This window comes from Selenomonas ruminantium AC2024 (assembly GCF_000687995.1).
GTDB lineage: Bacteria > Bacillota > Negativicutes > Selenomonadales > Selenomonadaceae > Selenomonas_A > Selenomonas_A ruminantium_B.
Window position 1 is genome coordinate 1,631,380 of the sequence record NZ_JIAC01000001.1, and the last position, 16,279, is coordinate 1,647,658.

A 16,279-nucleotide genomic window follows, 5' to 3' on the forward strand; every position below is an offset into this window, starting at 1 on the left:
TTAGATTGTTAATAAATACGAGAAGACGCAGTATCAAAAATATTTCTAAAGCTGTTTTGCTGGCGACGGTCATGGGAAGTTTTCCCCTGACCAGTGCGGAAGCAGCTCCTTCGGTGGAACCGCCTACGTCAGGTGAGTTGGTTACAGAGGTGAATGAAGCGCGTCAAGCAGACAAGGATATGGACAAGAAAGACAATGCTTCTGTTTCCGTGCCGGATTCCCGTCCGGCCCTGGATTTGCCGGACGAACTCAAAGTGGAAGTCAAAGGCTTCAAGGTTTCCGGGCAGGATATTTTCCCCGAGGAAAAACTTCTGGCAGTTCTTGATAAGCGCAAGAATCAGCTTCTGACCTTCCGGGATTTGGAAGCGGGAGCAGATGATTTGTCGGCGTATTTCCGCGACCGCGGCTATGTGGCTGTACGTGTTTATCTGCCGGTGCAGAAGATTACCAACGGCATTGTGGAGTATGCCGTGGAAGTCGGCCGCTTTGATAAGCTCACCGTCCGCAACCACACCTCCATCCATGATTCGGCCGTGGAACGGGAAGTGCGCTGCTTAAAGCAGGGCGAATACCTGACCAAGGCAAAACTGCAGCGTGCTATCTGGCTGCTCTCGGATTTGGCAGGCGCAGATGCCAAGGCTGTGCTGTCGCAGGGGTCCGAGCCGGGCACGGTGCATGTGGAGATTGACCTTAACAAGCACAAGGGCAAGCAGGGCCTTGTCACGGTGGATAATTATGGCAACCGCCATACGGGTTATTATGAATTGGGCGTGGATTACGATTTCCTGAATCTGGCCCATGAAGGTGACCATTTTGCCGTGGGCGGTCTGCTTACGGGCAGCCACCTTTATAACTACGGGTTTAACTATACCATTCCCGTGGCAACGGACGGTTTGAAGGCATCTGTTGGTTACAATTCTCTGAGCTATAGCATGGGCAAGGAATTTGAAAATCTGGATGCTGTGGGTACGGCGCGCATTACGAATGTGGGTCTTGACTATGCTATCCGCCGCAGCCAGAAGAACAATCTCTATGTAGGCGCACGCTATGAGTACAGCAGCCTAAAGGATGAGTATAGAGCCTTTGCCGATACTGTGGATGATAAGTATGGCCACGCAGGCGTTCTGGCTTTCTATGGTGATGAAACCGACCATTACGGCAGCACCTTCTGGCGTGTAGAAAATAAGTGGGGCTCGGTTGGCTTTTCGCATCATAGTTTGGCCACAGGCTCTCCAGAAGGTGGCTATTGGAAGATTAAGGGGAACATTCTGCGCCGTCAGGATTTGACCCCGCGCCTCTATCTGCTGCTTTCGGCCAGAGGGCAGTATGCAAAGGACAGTCTCGATTCTTCCGAGCGCATGAGCTTAGGTGGCATTAACGGTGTCCGGGCATATCCTGCCAGTGAAGCATCCGGTGACCGCGGCTATATTACGCGGGCAGAGCTGCGCTATCTGATTCCGCTCAAGGAGCAGGATAAGCAGCTGCAGCTGGCCGCCTATTTCGACCATGGCGGCGTGTTGCGTATGTCTCCGGGGGGTGACTATTACCGTCATCTGGAAGGGGCAGGCCTTGGCCTGATTTTCTCTCGCTACCAGGATTGGTTTATCCGCGCCGATTACGCTTGGCGGCTTAGCAATGACCTTCCGACTTCTGATACCAGCAGTCCGAACGGTCACTTCTGGATTCGCGGCGGCGTATATTTCTAATCGGCAAAAGAAAAGCGATTTGACTTGTCAGATTTTTGACATGTCAAATCGCTTTTTTGTTGTCAATTATTTGCGGAAAACATCTTTGTGCTGATTGATGATTTCACCCATCAGCATTTTGCCCCGCACATCTGGGTGGAGGCCGTCAATGGAAAAGCTGGTGTCCATAACCTGACGGCTCTTGTCGTAGAAGTAGGGCTCCAGGTCGATGAAGTAGGGCTGATTGCGCACCCAGTTGTTGACCTGCTGGAGTTTTGCTCGCCATTGTTTATCTGTAGCCGTATGGAAGGCGAATTGGATATTGGCCGGATTTACGGGCATCAAGGTCAGGAAAATGGGGCGGATATCGTTGGCCTCGCATTTTGCCTTGATGGCGTTCAGGTCATTGATGATGATATCCGGGTTGATGCTGCCTGCCCGCAGGCTGTTGGTGCCGGTGAGAATCAAGAGATTCAGCGGCTTGTAAGGCAGTACATCCTGGTCAAAACGCTGGAGCGTCATGGTGGAGGTATCACCGCTGCGCCCGAGATTCAGGCAGGGAAAATCAAAGTAGGTAGTGTAGCTGTATTCCAGCGCCGCCGGTGAGTTGGAAACCGCGCCGCCGCCGTGGGTGATGCTGTCGCCTAATACGGCCACAGGCACCCGCTCGGGCTGCTGTTTGACCACGAAGTGGGCAGCATCTGACCAAACGCCGACGGGATTGCCTGACTTGTCAATTCCCCGTACCCGCCAGTAGTAATCACCGGCGTAGGGACGCGGGTATTCGTCGTAGCAGGCCGTGGCAGAATTGACCACCTTGCGCCATGCGGCATCGGCTGTCGGCACATTGTCGTTTTCCTTGGCTGGAGGATGAATCATCAGCTCGACTTCGTAACGCTCAACCCCGTTTAAGGGAATCCATTGGTAGACGGGATAGATGGGCATCTCGAAGTTCGGCATCTGGTCGAATTCGTTTAAGAGGGGATGGTCAGGCTGTGGAAGATTGGGGTCAATGTAGAGTTCTTCCGCTGGCGAAAATTCCCCGATGGGCTGATGGTGAATATCCAGCGCGCGTACCCGCCAGTAGATGAATTTGCGGTTGGCATATTTTTTGAGGTTGGCCTGCCAGCCATTGGTGAAAATCAGCTGGGTGCTTTCCAGATGATTGGCTTTGTCCGGAGCGGTGCCGCCTTCCTGCGCGGGCTTGCCTGCCAAAAGTTCCACCTCATAGCATACGGCATTGGGCACCGAATGCCAGACCAGGAAAGGCATGAGGCTGGCGGGGGTATCTTCCTTGTAGTGGTAAATTATGCTGGGGCTTACCGGATTTTTGCTGTGGATGGGATTAGCTATGGGCGCAGACGGGTCCGTGAGCTGACCGAACATGCCGTAGGCCGTTACGCGGTAGCTCATGGGAATGGCACTGCTGGGCAATTCCAGCGAAGCCTTCATGGTGATGTTGCTGCCCCAGAACTTTGACTCCGGCTCGCCTTCGACCAGACCGGTGGTGGGGCTGTAGGTTTCCACCTTGTAGAAGCAGGGATAGGGCAGCGGGTCCCAGGACAGGGTCAGCTTGCCATCCTTCGTCTCGTCAAAGGAGGTGGAAAGCGTCATATTCCGCAAGCCCAAGACGTCGGTTTTTTCCGCCATGAAAGCCGATAAGATGGTAAAACCTAATATGATAAGAGTAAATAGTAAAAATTTCTTCATAAAATAACACCAACATTAACAGGATTTTTTCTTTTATCGTATAATTATAGTAATTAGTATAGCATATTTTTGAGGTGATGTGGAAATGAAAAAGCAAGGTTTGGTAATTGTACATACGGGCAACGGCAAAGGCAAGACTACCGCGGCCTTGGGCTTGGCTATCCGCGCCTGGGGTGATGGTTTCCGGGTGCTTATCCTGCAGTTCATCAAAGGCGGCTGCACTTATGGGGAGCTCAAGACCATTGAGACGCTGAAAAACGTGGATGACCGCATCGAGATTGACCAGGGAGGCTTAGGCTTCACCAATAAGGGACCGACGACGCAGGAGGAACATAAGGCTGCGGCGCAGGAAACGCTGAAGCGGGCCAGAGAAGAAATCCAGAGCGGCAACTGGGATTTGATTATTCTCGATGAAATCAACTACGCCGTGAAGTACGAGCTGATTGCCGAACAGGATATGCTGGAACTTCTCGATATGCGGCCGGAGGATTTGCATCTGGTGATGACGGGGCGGGATGCCTGCGATTCTTTGATTGAGCGAGCGGATTTGGTCACAGAGATGAAGGAGATTAAGCATCCGTATCAAAAGGGCATTAAGGCACAAAAAGGAATTGAATTTTGAAGGAAGACACCTCATCCGTCAGCCTGCGGCTGCCACCTTCCCCTCAAGGGGAAGGCTTAAAGGGGTTGCCAAAACTGTTGTAAAGTTGTAAACTTGTAACTATATTTGTATCTTGGTACTTAGGAGAGTGGAAGAATGATTAGCGATAATGTAAAAAAAGGCGCTACCCGCTGCGCCCACCGTTCCCTGTTTCATGCCAATGGCTATGGCCCGGAGGATCTCAGCAAGCCGCTTATTGGTATTTGCAACTCCTTTAATGAAATTATTCCCGGACATATTCATCTGCGGGAGATTGCGGAAGCAGCAAAGCTCGGTGTAGCAGCTGCTGGCGGTACGCCCATTGAATTTCCGGCCATCGGTGTCTGCGATGGTATCGCCATGGGCCATACGGGCATGAAATACTCGCTGGCCAGCCGGGAACTTATCGCTGATTCCGTGGAAGCGGTGACCATGGCTTCCGGTTTTGATGCGCTGATTCTGATTCCGAACTGTGACAAGGTTGTGCCCGGTATGCTGATGGCGGCTGCCCGCCTCAACATTCCTGCGGTTGTGGTTTCCGGTGGCCCCATGCTGCCCGGTCGTTATAAGGGCCGCGATGTCAGTGTCAGTCAGGCCTTTGAAGCAGCCGGTAAATTTGCGGCAGGCGATATGACGGCTGAAGAAATGGAAGATTTGGAAGCAAAATGCTGCCCGGGCTGCGGCTCCTGCGCAGGACTCTTCACGGCCAATACCATGAACTCCCTGTCGGAAGTGCTGGGAATGGCACTGCCGGGCAACGGTACGATTCCGGCAGCTTACACGGGCGGCCGCCGTCTGCTCGCCAAACGCGCCGGGGCAGTGGTGATGGAGATGTTAAAGAACAACGTCCGTCCCCGTGATATTTTGACCAAGAAGGCCTTTGAAAATGCCATCACGGTGGATATGGCGATTGGCGGTTCTTCCAATACGGTGCTGCACCTCACGGCCATTGCACATGAAGCAGGTATTGAGATTCCGGCACCGCTCTTTGATGAGATTTCCCGCCGCACGCCGTACATTGCCAAACTCAGCCCGGCAGGCAAGCATCATATGGTAGACCTCAACGAAGCGGGCGGCATTTCGGCCGTGATGAACGAATTGTCCAAGAAGAATCTGATTCATCTCGATGCCTTGACGGTGACGGGCACGATGGGCGATAGAATCAAGAATACGCCGGTGGAAGATAATACGGTGATTCATTCGGTCGAGGCGCCTTACCGTCCGGAAGGTGGCATTGCTGTGCTCAAGGGGAATCTGGCGCCGGACTATGCCGTGGTCAAGGCTTCGGCTGTGGCAGAGGATATGTTGACCTACACCGGCAAGGCAAAATGCTACAACTCTGAACCGGAAGCCTGTGACGCCATTATGAGTGGTGAAATCCATGATGGTGATGTGGTGGTTATCCGCTACGAAGGCCCCAAGGGCGGCCCCGGCATGCAGGAAATGCTCAATCCCACGGCGGTTATCACGGGCCGCGGCCTCAAAGTCGGCCTGATTACGGACGGCCGTTTCAGTGGTGCCAGCCAGGGGGCCTGCGTCGGTCACGTTTCTCCCGAAGCGATGGAGGGCGGCCCGATTGCGCTCATCGAAGATGGGGATGAAATCACCATTGACATTCCGAACCGCAAGCTCGAACTCAATGTCAGCGATGAAGAACTGGCGAAGCGCCGTGCCAACTGGCAGAAGCCGGAACCGAAAATCAAGCACGGTTATCTGGCACGCTATGCGCGCATGACCACTTCGGCAAGCACCGGGGCTGTTGTGAAATAAGTACAAGAAAAGCAGGGCTCTTATGGCCCTGCTTTTTCAAATGCGCTATTATCCATGGCTTTTTAACCGCCGTAATTCCAAGAGCAGATAGTGATTTTTCCGCTGATAATCCTTAGCCAGACTGAGCGTCACCCAGACCAGACACAGCAAAATAAAAACGACATACCCCAGTAATATTTCATGTAATGACAATTTTATATCCCCCTATCCCCAATTACATCAATGTCAAAATTTGTAACCATTTATAATATACGAAGGAGCAGCGAATGTATTACAAAAAAATTCATATTCCCTGCGGTTGACATGAGTGGGCACCCGTCTTATAATGAATTAGTTACTATATAGATAAAATGCAAAGGGGCGTTTAACATGGCAGATAAAAAGGTCATGCTGACCGAAGATGGTTATAATAAACTGGTAGAGAAACTGAACTACTTGAAAAGTGTCCGCCGTATTGAGGTGGCTGAGCGTCTGAAAGCCGCTATCGCACTGGGTGACCTTTCGGAAAACTCCGAGTATGATGATGCGAAAAACGAGCAGGCATTCCTCGAAGGTGAAATTCAGGATTTGGAAGTCAAAATCCGCAACTCCGACATCATCAAGGCTGGTTCCAGTGATGTGGTGCAGATGGGTTCCAAGGTTTCTGTAGTGGATTTGGAATTTGCTGAAGACGGCCCCGAAACCTTTATGATTGTTGGTTCCACGGAAGCTGACCCGGATGAAGGCAAGATTTCCAACGAATCCCCGCTGGGTCAGGCACTCTTAGGCCAGAAGGTGGGCGCTGTGGTAGATGTTCACGCTCCGGCTGGTATCATCAAGTACGAAATCAAGGAAATTTTGAGCTAATCATTAGCTGACATAGATGGGAGAATTTGCATAAATGGCAGAAAATAAGCAGAATCAGCAGGCTCCTGTAGAGGACCTGAATGAGATGATGAAGGTTCGCCGTGAAAAGATGGAAGCCTTCAAGGAAATGGGCGTGGCACCCTTTGGCCATCGCTATGAAGTGACGGCTTACGCGGCAGATATCAAGAAGGACAATGACCACCTCGAAGGGGACGAAGAAGGCCCCGAAGTATTCATTGCCGGCCGTCTCATGGCTATCCGTGGCCACGGTAAAGCATCTTTCTGCACGCTGAATGACCGCACGGGCAACATTCAGGTGTACTTCAAGATTGATGTTCTGGGCGAAGAAAAGTACAAAGGCCAGTTCCGCCGTCTCGATATCGGTGATATCATCGGCATCCGCGGCGTGGTATTCAAGACCCATCGCGGCGAAGTTACCGTACGCGTAGAAGATTTCGACCTGCTTTCCAAGTCCCTGCGTCCGCTGCCGGAAAAATTCCATGGTTTGCAGGATGTGGATATCCGCTATCGTCAGCGTTATCTCGACCTCATTGTCAATCAGGATGTGCGTGAAACCTTCCGCCGCCGCACCAAGACCATCAACTCCATCCGTGAGTATCTCGATGAACGCGGCTATCTGGAAGTGGAAACGCCGGTTCTGTCCACCATCGCTGGTGGTGCAGCTGCCCGTCCGTTCATCACCCATCACAATACGCTGGATATCGACCTCTACCTGCGTATCGCTACGGAACTCAACCTCAAGCGCCTGATTGTCGGCGGCCTTGACCGCGTATACGAAATCGGCCGTATCTTCCGTAACGAAGGTATGGACGTACGTCATAATCCGGAATTTACTTCCATCGAGTTCTATCAGGCTTTCGCTGATTACACGGACATGATGGATTTGACTGAGGGGATTGTGGTCAATGCTGCACAGAAAGTGCTCGGCACCACGGTTATCAACTACCAGGGTGTGGAAATTGACCTCGCCAAGGTTAAGCGCATCAGCATGAATGATGCAGTTAAGGAGGCTACGGGCAAGGACTTCATGTCCTGCGAAACCGTAGAAGAAGCCCGCAAAATGGCTGACGAAATCGGCGTTCCCTATGAGCAGCGCCATGGTATCGGCGGTATTTTGAATCAGGCTTTCGAGGAAAAGGTGGAAGAAACTCTGATGCAGCCGACCTTCATCACGGGCCATCCGACGGAGATTTCTCCGCTGGCTAAGCGCAACCCGGAAGACCCGCGCATTACCGACCGCTTCGAGTTCTTTATCTATGGCCGCGAACTGGCCAACGGCTTTACCGAGCTTAACGACCCCATCGACCAGAAGGGCCGTTTTGAAGACCAGCTCAAACAGCGTGAAGCCGGTGATGATGAAGCCCATGGCATGGATGAAGATTTCGTCATGGCTCTGGAATACGGCCTCCCGCCGACGGGCGGCGTAGGTATCGGCATTGATCGTCTGGTTATGTTCCTGACGGACGCTGCTTCTATCCGCGATGTACTCTTATTCCCGACCATGAAACCGCTGGCTGACTAATAGTTAACTAAATAGAAAATAAAGTTGACGCTTTTTATGAATACGTCTATAATGGGGATGTATTCATAAAAAGCGTTTTTTATTGGGGGAATCATTATGCTAAGAGAGAATGCCTTAGACATGCCAAAGGCGGGCTTTACGGTACAGGATATGACCCGCATGGCCATCTGTCTGGCTTTTTGTTGTGCGACGGCGTTTATTTCCTTTCCATTGCCTTTTACGCCGGGACTGGTCACGGCGCTGACTATCGGCATTGGTTTGACGGCTCTGGTGCTGCCGCCGAAACTAGCTTTTATCACGCTGGCTTCTTATGTGTTCCTGGGCGCCATTGGGCTGCCGATTTTCCCGGGCGGAGTAGGGGGCATGGGGCGTCTGTTAGGTCCCACGGCTGGTTTCTACTTTGGCTGGCCGCTGGTGTGCTTCCTGCAGAGTTATTTCAAGGGGCAGGCAGTAAGTTTCCGCCGCTATGCGCTGGTGACGGTGCTGATTGGTGTTCCCTTCACCTATGTTGGCGGGTTGATTTCCATGGTGATGGTGCTGCAGGTGGGCTGGTATGAAGGCTTTATGATGGCTGTGGCCCCCTTCGTATTTGGGGATGTGCTCAAGGCGCTCCTGGCGGCATTCCTGGGTGTGCGGATTAATAAAATGTTGCAGCGTTGAGGAGTTCGTGGTAAAGGTATCTTGTTCATACGTAGTTTGGGGTCAGACGGGGGAGTAATTTTTCTGTTTTCCGCTAAACGACCCCTTCGTAAAGTAGAGCTGTCCAGTTACTCGCGCCGGGCAGGCCAACGGCGCTTCTTTCAGCGTATTTGCTTAGCAGGGGACTACATGGGGCCGGCCTTCACTGTGTTCAGGCAGTCGCTCCCTACAGAAAAATCACTCCCCCGTCCGACCCAAGTTACGGCCTATACGATTGCCACGAACTCGTTGCTCCCGTAACAAGAACATCGATGTACTTGTTACTTATCACCGAGAAAAGAAGATTTTTGTGTCACCGTAACTTAGGGCAGAGGTGGTGATGCTTTTCGCCGTGGAACGACTGTCCGAACGAAGTGAGGACTGGCCCACAAACGGCACAAACTAAATACTGGGCTGAACATACGCGCCGCTGGTCTTGCCCGGCGCAGGTAACTAAAAAAGCCCATAAATTTGCTTGTGGGTCATTCAGTGCAACGGCGAAAAGTATTAACACCTCTGCCCTAACTGAGCTGTAACAAAAATTTTTCAGCAAGAACTGAGCAATAAACTGCAATTTACGCAAAAATCCGCTGACATGTTTTGTCAGCGGATTTTTGTAAGTTAAAGGAGCATGTCCCCCTTTATTCTTTTGTGTGATGTAGTTTTAATGCCCAGAAGGCGATAAAGGCAAGCGTGAAGCCGATGGCGCTGGTGGTTTGGCCGCTGGTCATAAAGCCCAGCACTTTTTCGGCGTAATCGCCGCGCAGAAATTCCAGAGCAAAGCGGGCGATGCAGTAGAGCATGACATAGAGGGCGAAGCATTGTCCTTTGGCATGCTTGAACGTGGCGCGATAGATAAGCAGCAGTGCGAAGATAACCATATCGAGCTGGCTTTCCCAGACTTCCGCTGGCCATAGCGGTTGGCTGCCGTAAGTATGAGCGGCGAGCGTCGTAGCCGGATAGACAATGCCGAAGCTGCTGCCGGTCGGAGCGCCGAAGGCATCCCCGTTCAGGAGATTGGCACAGCGGCCTAGAGCCTGACCGAGAATGATGGCCGGCGCCAGTACATCCATCAGATGCAAAGTGTCGAGCTTGTGGTAACGGCAATAGGCGACACCGGTGAGCACGCCTAAGAGCACGCCGCCCTGAATGGCCATGCCGCCCTGCCAGACGTTTAGAATTTCGGTGAGGTGATGGGAGTAGTAATCCCAATCGAAGAAGAACACATCCCAGAGCCGAGCGCCCAAGAGTCCGGCCAGGCCGCAATAAATTCCCAAATCCACGATATGTTTTTCCGCGCCCCGGCCGTCTGACTTTGCCAGAAAGTATCCGACGCCGGTGGCCAGCATGATGGACAGGGAGATGACGAGTCCGTAAGCACGCACGGGAAAATCCCCGATGAAAAATAAATACTGATGCATAAGAAGTCTCCTAATATGATATATGACCATCATTATTATAAACCATGAAGGGCTTTTTTACTATAGCCACTTATGCTATAATGATAAGATGTATGAAACGAACAAATTTTATTCGAGGTGTTTTTCATGGAATTAAGCATGGATATTTTGGTGAAACGGTTTAAGGATTATGTGAGCTTTGATACGCAGTCCGATGAGGATAACGACAAGGCTTGCCCCAGCACGCCGGGACAGTTGGTGCTGGCAAAGCACTTGGCCGAGGAGCTGAAAGAAATCGGGCTTAGCGAAGTGGAACTCGATAACCATGGTTATGTGATGGCAACCCTGCCGGCTAACGGCATGGAAGATGCGCCCACTGTCGGCTTTATCGCCCATGTGGATACGAGCCCGTCTGCTTCGGGCAAGGATATTAAGCCGCAGCTTGTGAAGAATTATGACGGCAAGGATATCGTGCTCAATGCGGAGAAAAATATCATTTTCTCCACGAAGGCTTTCCCGGAAGTGCTCAAGTACAAAGGGCAGGACATCATGTTCACGGATGGCACGACGCTCTTGGGCGCTGATGACAAGGCCGGCGTGACGGCGATTGTCAGTGCCATGGAATATTTGGTACAGCATCCTGAGGTGAAGCATGGCAAGATTCGCATTGGCTTTACGCCGGATGAGGAAACGGGCCGCAGCGCTGACCGTTTCGATGTGGAGAAGTTTGCCGCTGACTTTGCCTATACTATTGATGGCGGCGAACTGGGCGGTCTGGAGTATGAGAACTTCAACGCAGCCAACCCCACGATTACTTTCCACGGTGTCAGCGTGCATACCGGTGATGGCAAGGGCAAGATGATTAACGCCCTGTCCATGGCCTGCGAATGGCAGCAGATGCTGCCGACTGGTGAAAAGCCAGAGTACACGGAAGGCCACGAAGGTTTCTTCCATGTCTACAAGATGAGCGGTGATGTGGAAAACTGCACGATGAGCATGCTGATTCGTGACCATAACCGTGAGAAGTTCGAGGAGCGCAAGGCATATCTCGACACCATGGCCGCTTTCTTCAATAAGAAGTATGGCGATGGCCGCGTGGAAGTAAAACATCACGATGTGTACTTCAATATGCTGGAAAAGATTGAAGACGGCAATATGTATGTGGTGGAACTGGCCAAAGAGGCCATGAAGGCTGCCGGTATCGAGCCGGATGTACAGCCGATTCGCGGTGGCACGGATGGCGCTCGTCTGTCCTTTATGGGCCTGCCGTGTCCGAATATCTTTACCGGCGGTGCCAACTTCCATGGCCGTTTCGAATATCTGCCGCTGGAATCCCTCAAAAAAGCTGGGGAAACGGTACTGCAAATCGCCGTGGGCGCAGGCAAGTTGAACAAGAAATAAGGAGAATATATGGCATTATTAGAAGTTTTGAAGGCGGGCAATCCCGTCCTGAAGCAGGTTTCCGTACCTGTGGAACGCGTAGATAAAAAGCTCAAGAAGCTGATGGACGATATGGCTGAGACCATGTATGAAAATGATGGTGTCGGTCTGGCCGCTCCGCAGATTGGCCAGAACATCCGTCTGGTGGTCATTGACTGCCAGGATGAACATGGCCTGTTGGAACTCATCAATCCGGTGATTACCTTCAAGGAAGGCGAGGTCGTTGATACCGAAGGCTGCCTGTCCGTGCCGGATATTTATGGCGAAGTGACGCGGGCTGCCAAGGTCAAGGTGGAGTTTATGAACCGCCGGGGCAAGCGCCAGCATTTGACGGCCACGGGACTCTTGGCCCGCTGTATTCAGCATGAACTCGACCATCTGGAAGGCCAGCTTTTTATTGACATTGCCACGAGTGTTCATAGGGGGAATCAGTCGTGAAGAAATTTCGCGTAGTATTTATGGGCACGCCGGAGTTTGCGGTACCCTGTCTGGCCGCCCTGCATGAACAGTGCGAGGTCATGGCGGTCATCACGCAGCCGGATAAGCCCAGAGGGCGCGGGCAGAAGATGATGCCGTCGCCAGTAAAAGCTTGGGCCGTAGAGCATGACCTGCCAGTGTACCAGCCGGAAAAAATCAAGACGGAAGAATTTACCGCCAAACTGGAGGAAATGAAACCGGATTTAATGGTTGTCGTGGCGTTTGGCCAGATTCTTTCGCAGCGTATTCTCGACATTCCCGAATACGGCTGCATCAATGTCCATGCGTCGCTCCTACCGCGTTATCGCGGGGCTGCGCCCATGCAGTGGTGCGTGATTAACGGCGAGGAAAAGACTGGTGTTACCACGATGTTTATGGATGCGGGCCTTGACACGGGCGATATGCTCTTAAAGGCAGAATTCCCCATTGGCGAGGATACGACGCTTGAGGAAGTCCATGACGGATTGATGGGCATGGGTGCCAAGGTCCTTATGGACACGCTGGAAAAACTCTCGGATGGCACGCTTACGCGCACGCCGCAGCCGGAGGAATCCAACTATGCACCGATGCTCACGAAAACCACCGGTCAGATTGACTGGTCAAAATCCGCGCAGGAAGTGCATAATCTCGTGCGTGGCCTCAATTCCTGGCCCGGGGCTTACACGAGCCTCGATGGTGCCAAGTATAAGATTTGGCGTACCCGCCGCACGGGAGAGCGCACAACGGCACTTGCCGGCACTGTTGTGCGGGCTGACAAAAAGACCGGCCTCTTTGTGGCTGCCGGTGATGAAGTGCTGGAGATTTTGGAACTGCAGGCGCCCGGTAAGAAGAAAATGGGAGCTGCTGACTATCTGAATGGTCACGGCTTTGCCGCTGGTGCAAAGTTTGACTGACCGTATATGGGAAGTAAAATGACAGATTCGACCCAAAAGAAAACCTATACATTGCCGGGCAGGGCCAAGAAGCGGCTGTTTATCGGCGTGCTTGCCCTGACTACGGTGCTGGCATCGGCCCTGCTCTATGTCATCTGGTACATTGCCCGTTTGGGACTGGCCGAGATTGCGGCAATGCTGCCGATGATTGTGGGCGGCGTGTTTATCCTGCTGAGTGCAGGGGCCTTGCTGGCTATATTGAATATGGTACTGGCGGTAAAGGGCTGGTTTTATCTGCCCTTTTTGCAGCGGCAGACCTATGAGCTTATCAATATGCTCTTTCCGGTGGCGGTTTATGTGGCCAAAATATTTGGCATCCGCAAGCGTCAGTTGGAGGGCTCCTTCATTGCTACGAGCAATCTCATGTTTAACCGCATGGGCATCAAAGTGCCGGCGGACAAGCTGCTCGTGGTAACGCCGCACTGTCTGCAGCTGGCCACCTGTCCGCATAAAATCACTCGGGACCCCAATAATTGCAAACGCTGCGGCGGCTGCGATATCGGTTCGCTCGTGACCCTGTCCGAGGAAATGGGCTTCCATTTCTTTGTGGCTACGGGGGGGACTTTGGCCCGTCAGGTTGTCTACAACACCCGGCCGAAGGCGGTGCTGGCCATTGCCTGTGAGCGGGACCTCATGAGCGGCATTCAGGATGTCTATCCTCTGCCGGCGGTGGGCGTCTTAAATATCCGTCCCAATGGTCCTTGCTACAATACCCATGTGGACATGGCCGAAGTCCGTGCCCAGCTGGAAAAAATCATCATTCCCAAGGAGCAAGATAATGGATAAAGCGCGGGAAATCGCGATTAAGATATTAAATGAAGTGCATGAGGAAGGCGCCTATGCCAATGTGGCTCTGGCCCGTCAGCTGCGCAAGGCGGAACTTTCTGACCAGGATCGCCGTTTTGTGACGGAACTGGTCTATGGTGCGGTGAAGGCCGGGGATACCCTCGACTGGATTCTGCGCCGCTATGTAAACCGACCGCTAAAGAAAATTCCGCCGATGGTGCGGGAAATCCTGCGGCTGGGGCTGTATCAGATTTTCTATCTGGACAAGGTGCCAGCTTCGGCGGCCTGCAATACGGCGGTGGAACTGACCAAGAAGTACAGCCATGCAGGCACGGTAAAGTTTGTGAATGCAGTGCTTCGTACCGCCGTGCGGGAACCGGAAAAAGCTACGTTCCCCGAAGGCAAGGGCAAGGCAACGGAAGGACTGGCCTTAAAGAGTCAGCATCCCTATTGGCTGGTGAAGCGCTGGGTTAAGCAGTTCGGTTTTGAAGAAGCGGAAGCACTCTGCGCCTTTGATAACGGCCAGCCGGTGCTTTCTGTGCGTACCAACACGCTAAAAAGCAACCGTGAGGACTTGTTAAAAGCATTGCAGGCGGCAGGTGCGGAAGTGCAGGAAAGCCAGTGGACGCCGGAGGGGATACTCGTTACGGCCCATGGTGCGTTGGATAATCTTGCGCCGTTGCAGGAAGGCCTCTGTCAGGTACAGGACGAAAGCTCCATGCTGGTTGCTCATGTCGTTGACCCGCAGCCTGGCGAACTCATTATCGACTGCTGCAGTGCTCCGGGCGGTAAGACCACTCATATGGCGGCGCTGATGAAGAACGAGGGCCGCATTGTGGCCGGAGATATCTATGAGCATAAACTGGAACGCATTGAAGAAAATGCGCAGCGTCTGGGTATTACCATTATTGAACCGACCTTGCTCGATGCCCGCGAAGTGGGCGAAGAGTATGAGGATATGGCCGACCGGGTGCTCGTGGATGCACCGTGTTCCGGCTTGGGCGTTTTGCGGCGTAAGCCGGATGCCCGCTGGAATAAGAGTGCCGAGGAAATTGCGGCCTTGCCGCCTTTGCAGGGCGAAATCCTCGATAGTGCCGCCAAGGCACTTAAAGCAGGCGGTGTACTGGTCTACAGTACCTGCACCATTGACCCGTCAGAAAATGACGAAGTGGTAGAGGCCTTTTTGACCCGTCATCCGGAATTTACATTGGAACAAACTGGTGATTTCCTGCCGGTGAAGCGTCCGGATAAGATGGTACAGCTCTATCCCCAGCGGGATGGCACGGACGGTTTCTTTATTGCACGTATGCGCAAAGCGAAAGGATAAGACATTGACAAATATATTTGGGTTGACTTTAGCAGAGCTGCAGGAAGTCTTGGCGCCCTTGAAGGTACAGAAGTTCCGCGCCAAACAGATTGCCGAATGGCTCTATCAGCGCGGGGCGGTGGATTTTTCCGCCATGACCAACCTGTCGAAGGCTTTGCGTGAGCAGCTGGCGGAGAATTTCACCATTGGCCGTCCTAAGATTAAGGCGCGGCTCGATTCACAGGATGAAAAGACCACGAAATTCCTGCTGGAGTTTGCCGATGGCACTGCTATTGAGACAGTGCTGATGCGTCAGCCTTATGGCAATAGCATCTGCGTTTCCACGCAGGCCGGCTGCAATATGGGCTGCGCTTTCTGCGCTTCCACCCTTCATGGTCTGGCCCGTGATTTGACCTGTGGGGAAATTTTGGCGCAGGCGGTAACCATCAATGATATGCTGCGGGAGGAGTCCGGCAGTAAGGTGGATACCATGGTGATTATGGGCAGCGGAGAACCCCTGATGAACTACGATGAGGTCGTGAAGTTCCTGCGCCTTATCCATGAGCCCTATACGTTGGGCTTGGGATACCGCAATATCACGCTGTCCACTTCGGGGATTGTGCCCAACATGTACAAGCTGGCAGAGGAGGGCATGCCCATTTCTCTGTCGGTGTCCCTGCATGCGCCGAATCAAGAGCTGCGCTCGGAAATCATGCCCATCAACCGCAAATATCCGCTGAAGGATGTGGTGGTGGCGGCCAAGAACTATGCCGACAAGACCAAGCGGCGGGTGACTTACGAATACATACTGATTGACCAGCTAAATGACGGCGAGCAGCAGGCCAAAGAGCTTACGGCGCTTATGCATGGCCAGCTAGCCAGCGTCAATCTCATCCCCATCAATCCTGTGGTGGAACGCAATCTTCTGCGTCCGTCCAAGGCACGGATTGACTGGTTTGAAGGGTATCTGGCGAGCCATCATGTGAATGTGACTGTGCGCCGGGAGATGGGCACGGATATTCAGGCGGCCTGCGGTCAGCTGCGCAACAAGCATTTGCAGGATTAG

General features: G+C 52.7%; 15 protein-coding genes. 12 read left to right on the plus strand and 3 right to left on the minus strand.

Going from position 1 to position 16,279, the window contains the following annotated elements; translation table 11 throughout:
* The first annotated feature begins 5 nt into the window (after positions 1-5).
* The gene (locus P157_RS0107685; protein WP_230578457.1) at positions 6-1,706 is read left to right on the plus strand and encodes a ShlB/FhaC/HecB family hemolysin secretion/activation protein; all 1,701 of its coding nucleotides are present in this window, start codon (positions 6-8) and stop codon (positions 1,704-1,706) included.
* 66 nt (positions 1,707-1,772) lie between these two features.
* Here the strand turns inward: P157_RS0107685 and P157_RS0107690 are convergent, their stop codons facing one another.
* A complete protein-coding gene (locus P157_RS0107690) occupies positions 1,773-3,395 on the minus strand; it encodes an SGNH/GDSL hydrolase family protein (protein ID WP_026760481.1) in 1,623 nt (540 codons plus the stop codon).
* 85 nt (positions 3,396-3,480) lie between these two features.
* On the opposite strand from P157_RS0107690, the gene cobO reads away from it, so the two are divergent.
* Together cobO and ilvD are read left to right on the plus strand one after the other, a co-directional pair.
* Positions 3,481-4,017, plus strand: a complete 537-nt coding sequence (gene cobO, locus P157_RS0107695) for a cob(I)yrinic acid a,c-diamide adenosyltransferase (RefSeq protein ID WP_026760482.1) — start codon at positions 3,481-3,483, stop codon at positions 4,015-4,017.
* Between the two features lie 135 nt (positions 4,018-4,152).
* Entirely contained in the window at positions 4,153-5,805 is a 1,653-nt protein-coding gene (gene ilvD / locus P157_RS0107700; protein ID WP_026760483.1) for a dihydroxy-acid dehydratase, read from the plus strand.
* Between the two features lie 48 nt (positions 5,806-5,853).
* Here ilvD and P157_RS15490 read toward each other — a convergent pair whose 3' ends face one another.
* The gene (locus P157_RS15490) at positions 5,854-5,997 is read right to left on the minus strand and encodes a hypothetical protein (RefSeq protein ID WP_155266717.1); all 144 of its coding nucleotides are present in this window, start codon (positions 5,995-5,997) and stop codon (positions 5,854-5,856) included.
* Positions 5,998-6,174: 177 nt separating this feature from the next.
* Here P157_RS15490 and greA point away from each other — a divergent pair, with 177 nt between their 5' ends.
* The 3 genes from greA to P157_RS0107715 all read left to right on the plus strand — a co-directional run bounded on the left by greA (position 6,175) and on the right by P157_RS0107715 (position 8,854).
* Positions 6,175-6,651 carry a transcription elongation factor GreA gene (gene greA, locus P157_RS0107705; RefSeq protein ID WP_026760484.1) on the plus strand — a complete coding sequence of 159 codons (477 nt, stop codon included), beginning with the start codon at positions 6,175-6,177 and terminating at the stop codon, positions 6,649-6,651.
* 34 nt (positions 6,652-6,685) lie between these two features.
* A complete protein-coding gene (gene lysS / locus P157_RS0107710; RefSeq protein WP_026760485.1) occupies positions 6,686-8,194 on the plus strand; it encodes a lysine--tRNA ligase in 1,509 nt (502 codons plus the stop codon).
* Between the two features lie 96 nt (positions 8,195-8,290).
* A complete protein-coding gene (locus tag P157_RS0107715; RefSeq protein WP_051598546.1) occupies positions 8,291-8,854 on the plus strand; it encodes a biotin transporter BioY in 564 nt (187 codons plus the stop codon).
* A gap of 659 nt (positions 8,855-9,513) precedes the next feature.
* Here P157_RS0107715 and lgt read toward each other — a convergent pair.
* On the minus strand, positions 9,514-10,293 hold the full coding sequence (gene lgt / locus P157_RS14135) for a prolipoprotein diacylglyceryl transferase (RefSeq protein ID WP_037368222.1): 780 nt from the start codon (positions 10,291-10,293) through the stop codon (positions 9,514-9,516).
* A 126-nt stretch (positions 10,294-10,419) separates the two neighbouring features.
* Between lgt and pepT the strand changes: the two genes are divergently transcribed.
* Genes pepT through rlmN form a run of 6 tightly spaced genes read left to right on the plus strand, consistent with a single transcriptional unit; the run spans position 10,420 to position 16,279 of the window.
* Positions 10,420-11,673: a peptidase T gene (gene pepT / locus P157_RS0107725; RefSeq protein ID WP_026760487.1), complete on the plus strand. Its 1,254-nt coding sequence runs from the start codon at positions 10,420-10,422 to the stop codon at positions 11,671-11,673.
* A 9-nt stretch (positions 11,674-11,682) separates the two neighbouring features.
* Positions 11,683-12,150, plus strand: a complete 468-nt coding sequence (gene def, locus P157_RS0107730) for a peptide deformylase (RefSeq protein WP_026760488.1) — start codon at positions 11,683-11,685, stop codon at positions 12,148-12,150.
* A complete protein-coding gene (gene fmt, locus P157_RS0107735) occupies positions 12,147-13,082 on the plus strand; it encodes a methionyl-tRNA formyltransferase (protein ID WP_026760489.1) in 936 nt (311 codons plus the stop codon). The genes def and fmt overlap by 4 nt, the downstream gene beginning before the upstream one ends.
* Before the next feature lie 18 nt (positions 13,083-13,100).
* Complete coding sequence (locus tag P157_RS0107740; RefSeq protein WP_026760490.1) at positions 13,101-13,907, plus strand: DUF116 domain-containing protein; 807 nt, start codon at positions 13,101-13,103, stop codon at positions 13,905-13,907.
* Entirely contained in the window at positions 13,900-15,234 is a 1,335-nt protein-coding gene (gene rsmB, locus P157_RS0107745; protein ID WP_026760491.1) for a 16S rRNA (cytosine(967)-C(5))-methyltransferase RsmB, read from the plus strand. Before P157_RS0107740 ends, rsmB begins: the two co-directional genes overlap by 8 nt.
* Positions 15,235-15,238: 4 nt before the next feature.
* Positions 15,239-16,279 carry a 23S rRNA (adenine(2503)-C(2))-methyltransferase RlmN gene (rlmN, locus tag P157_RS0107750; RefSeq protein WP_026760492.1) on the plus strand — a complete coding sequence of 347 codons (1,041 nt, stop codon included), beginning with the start codon at positions 15,239-15,241 and terminating at the stop codon, positions 16,277-16,279.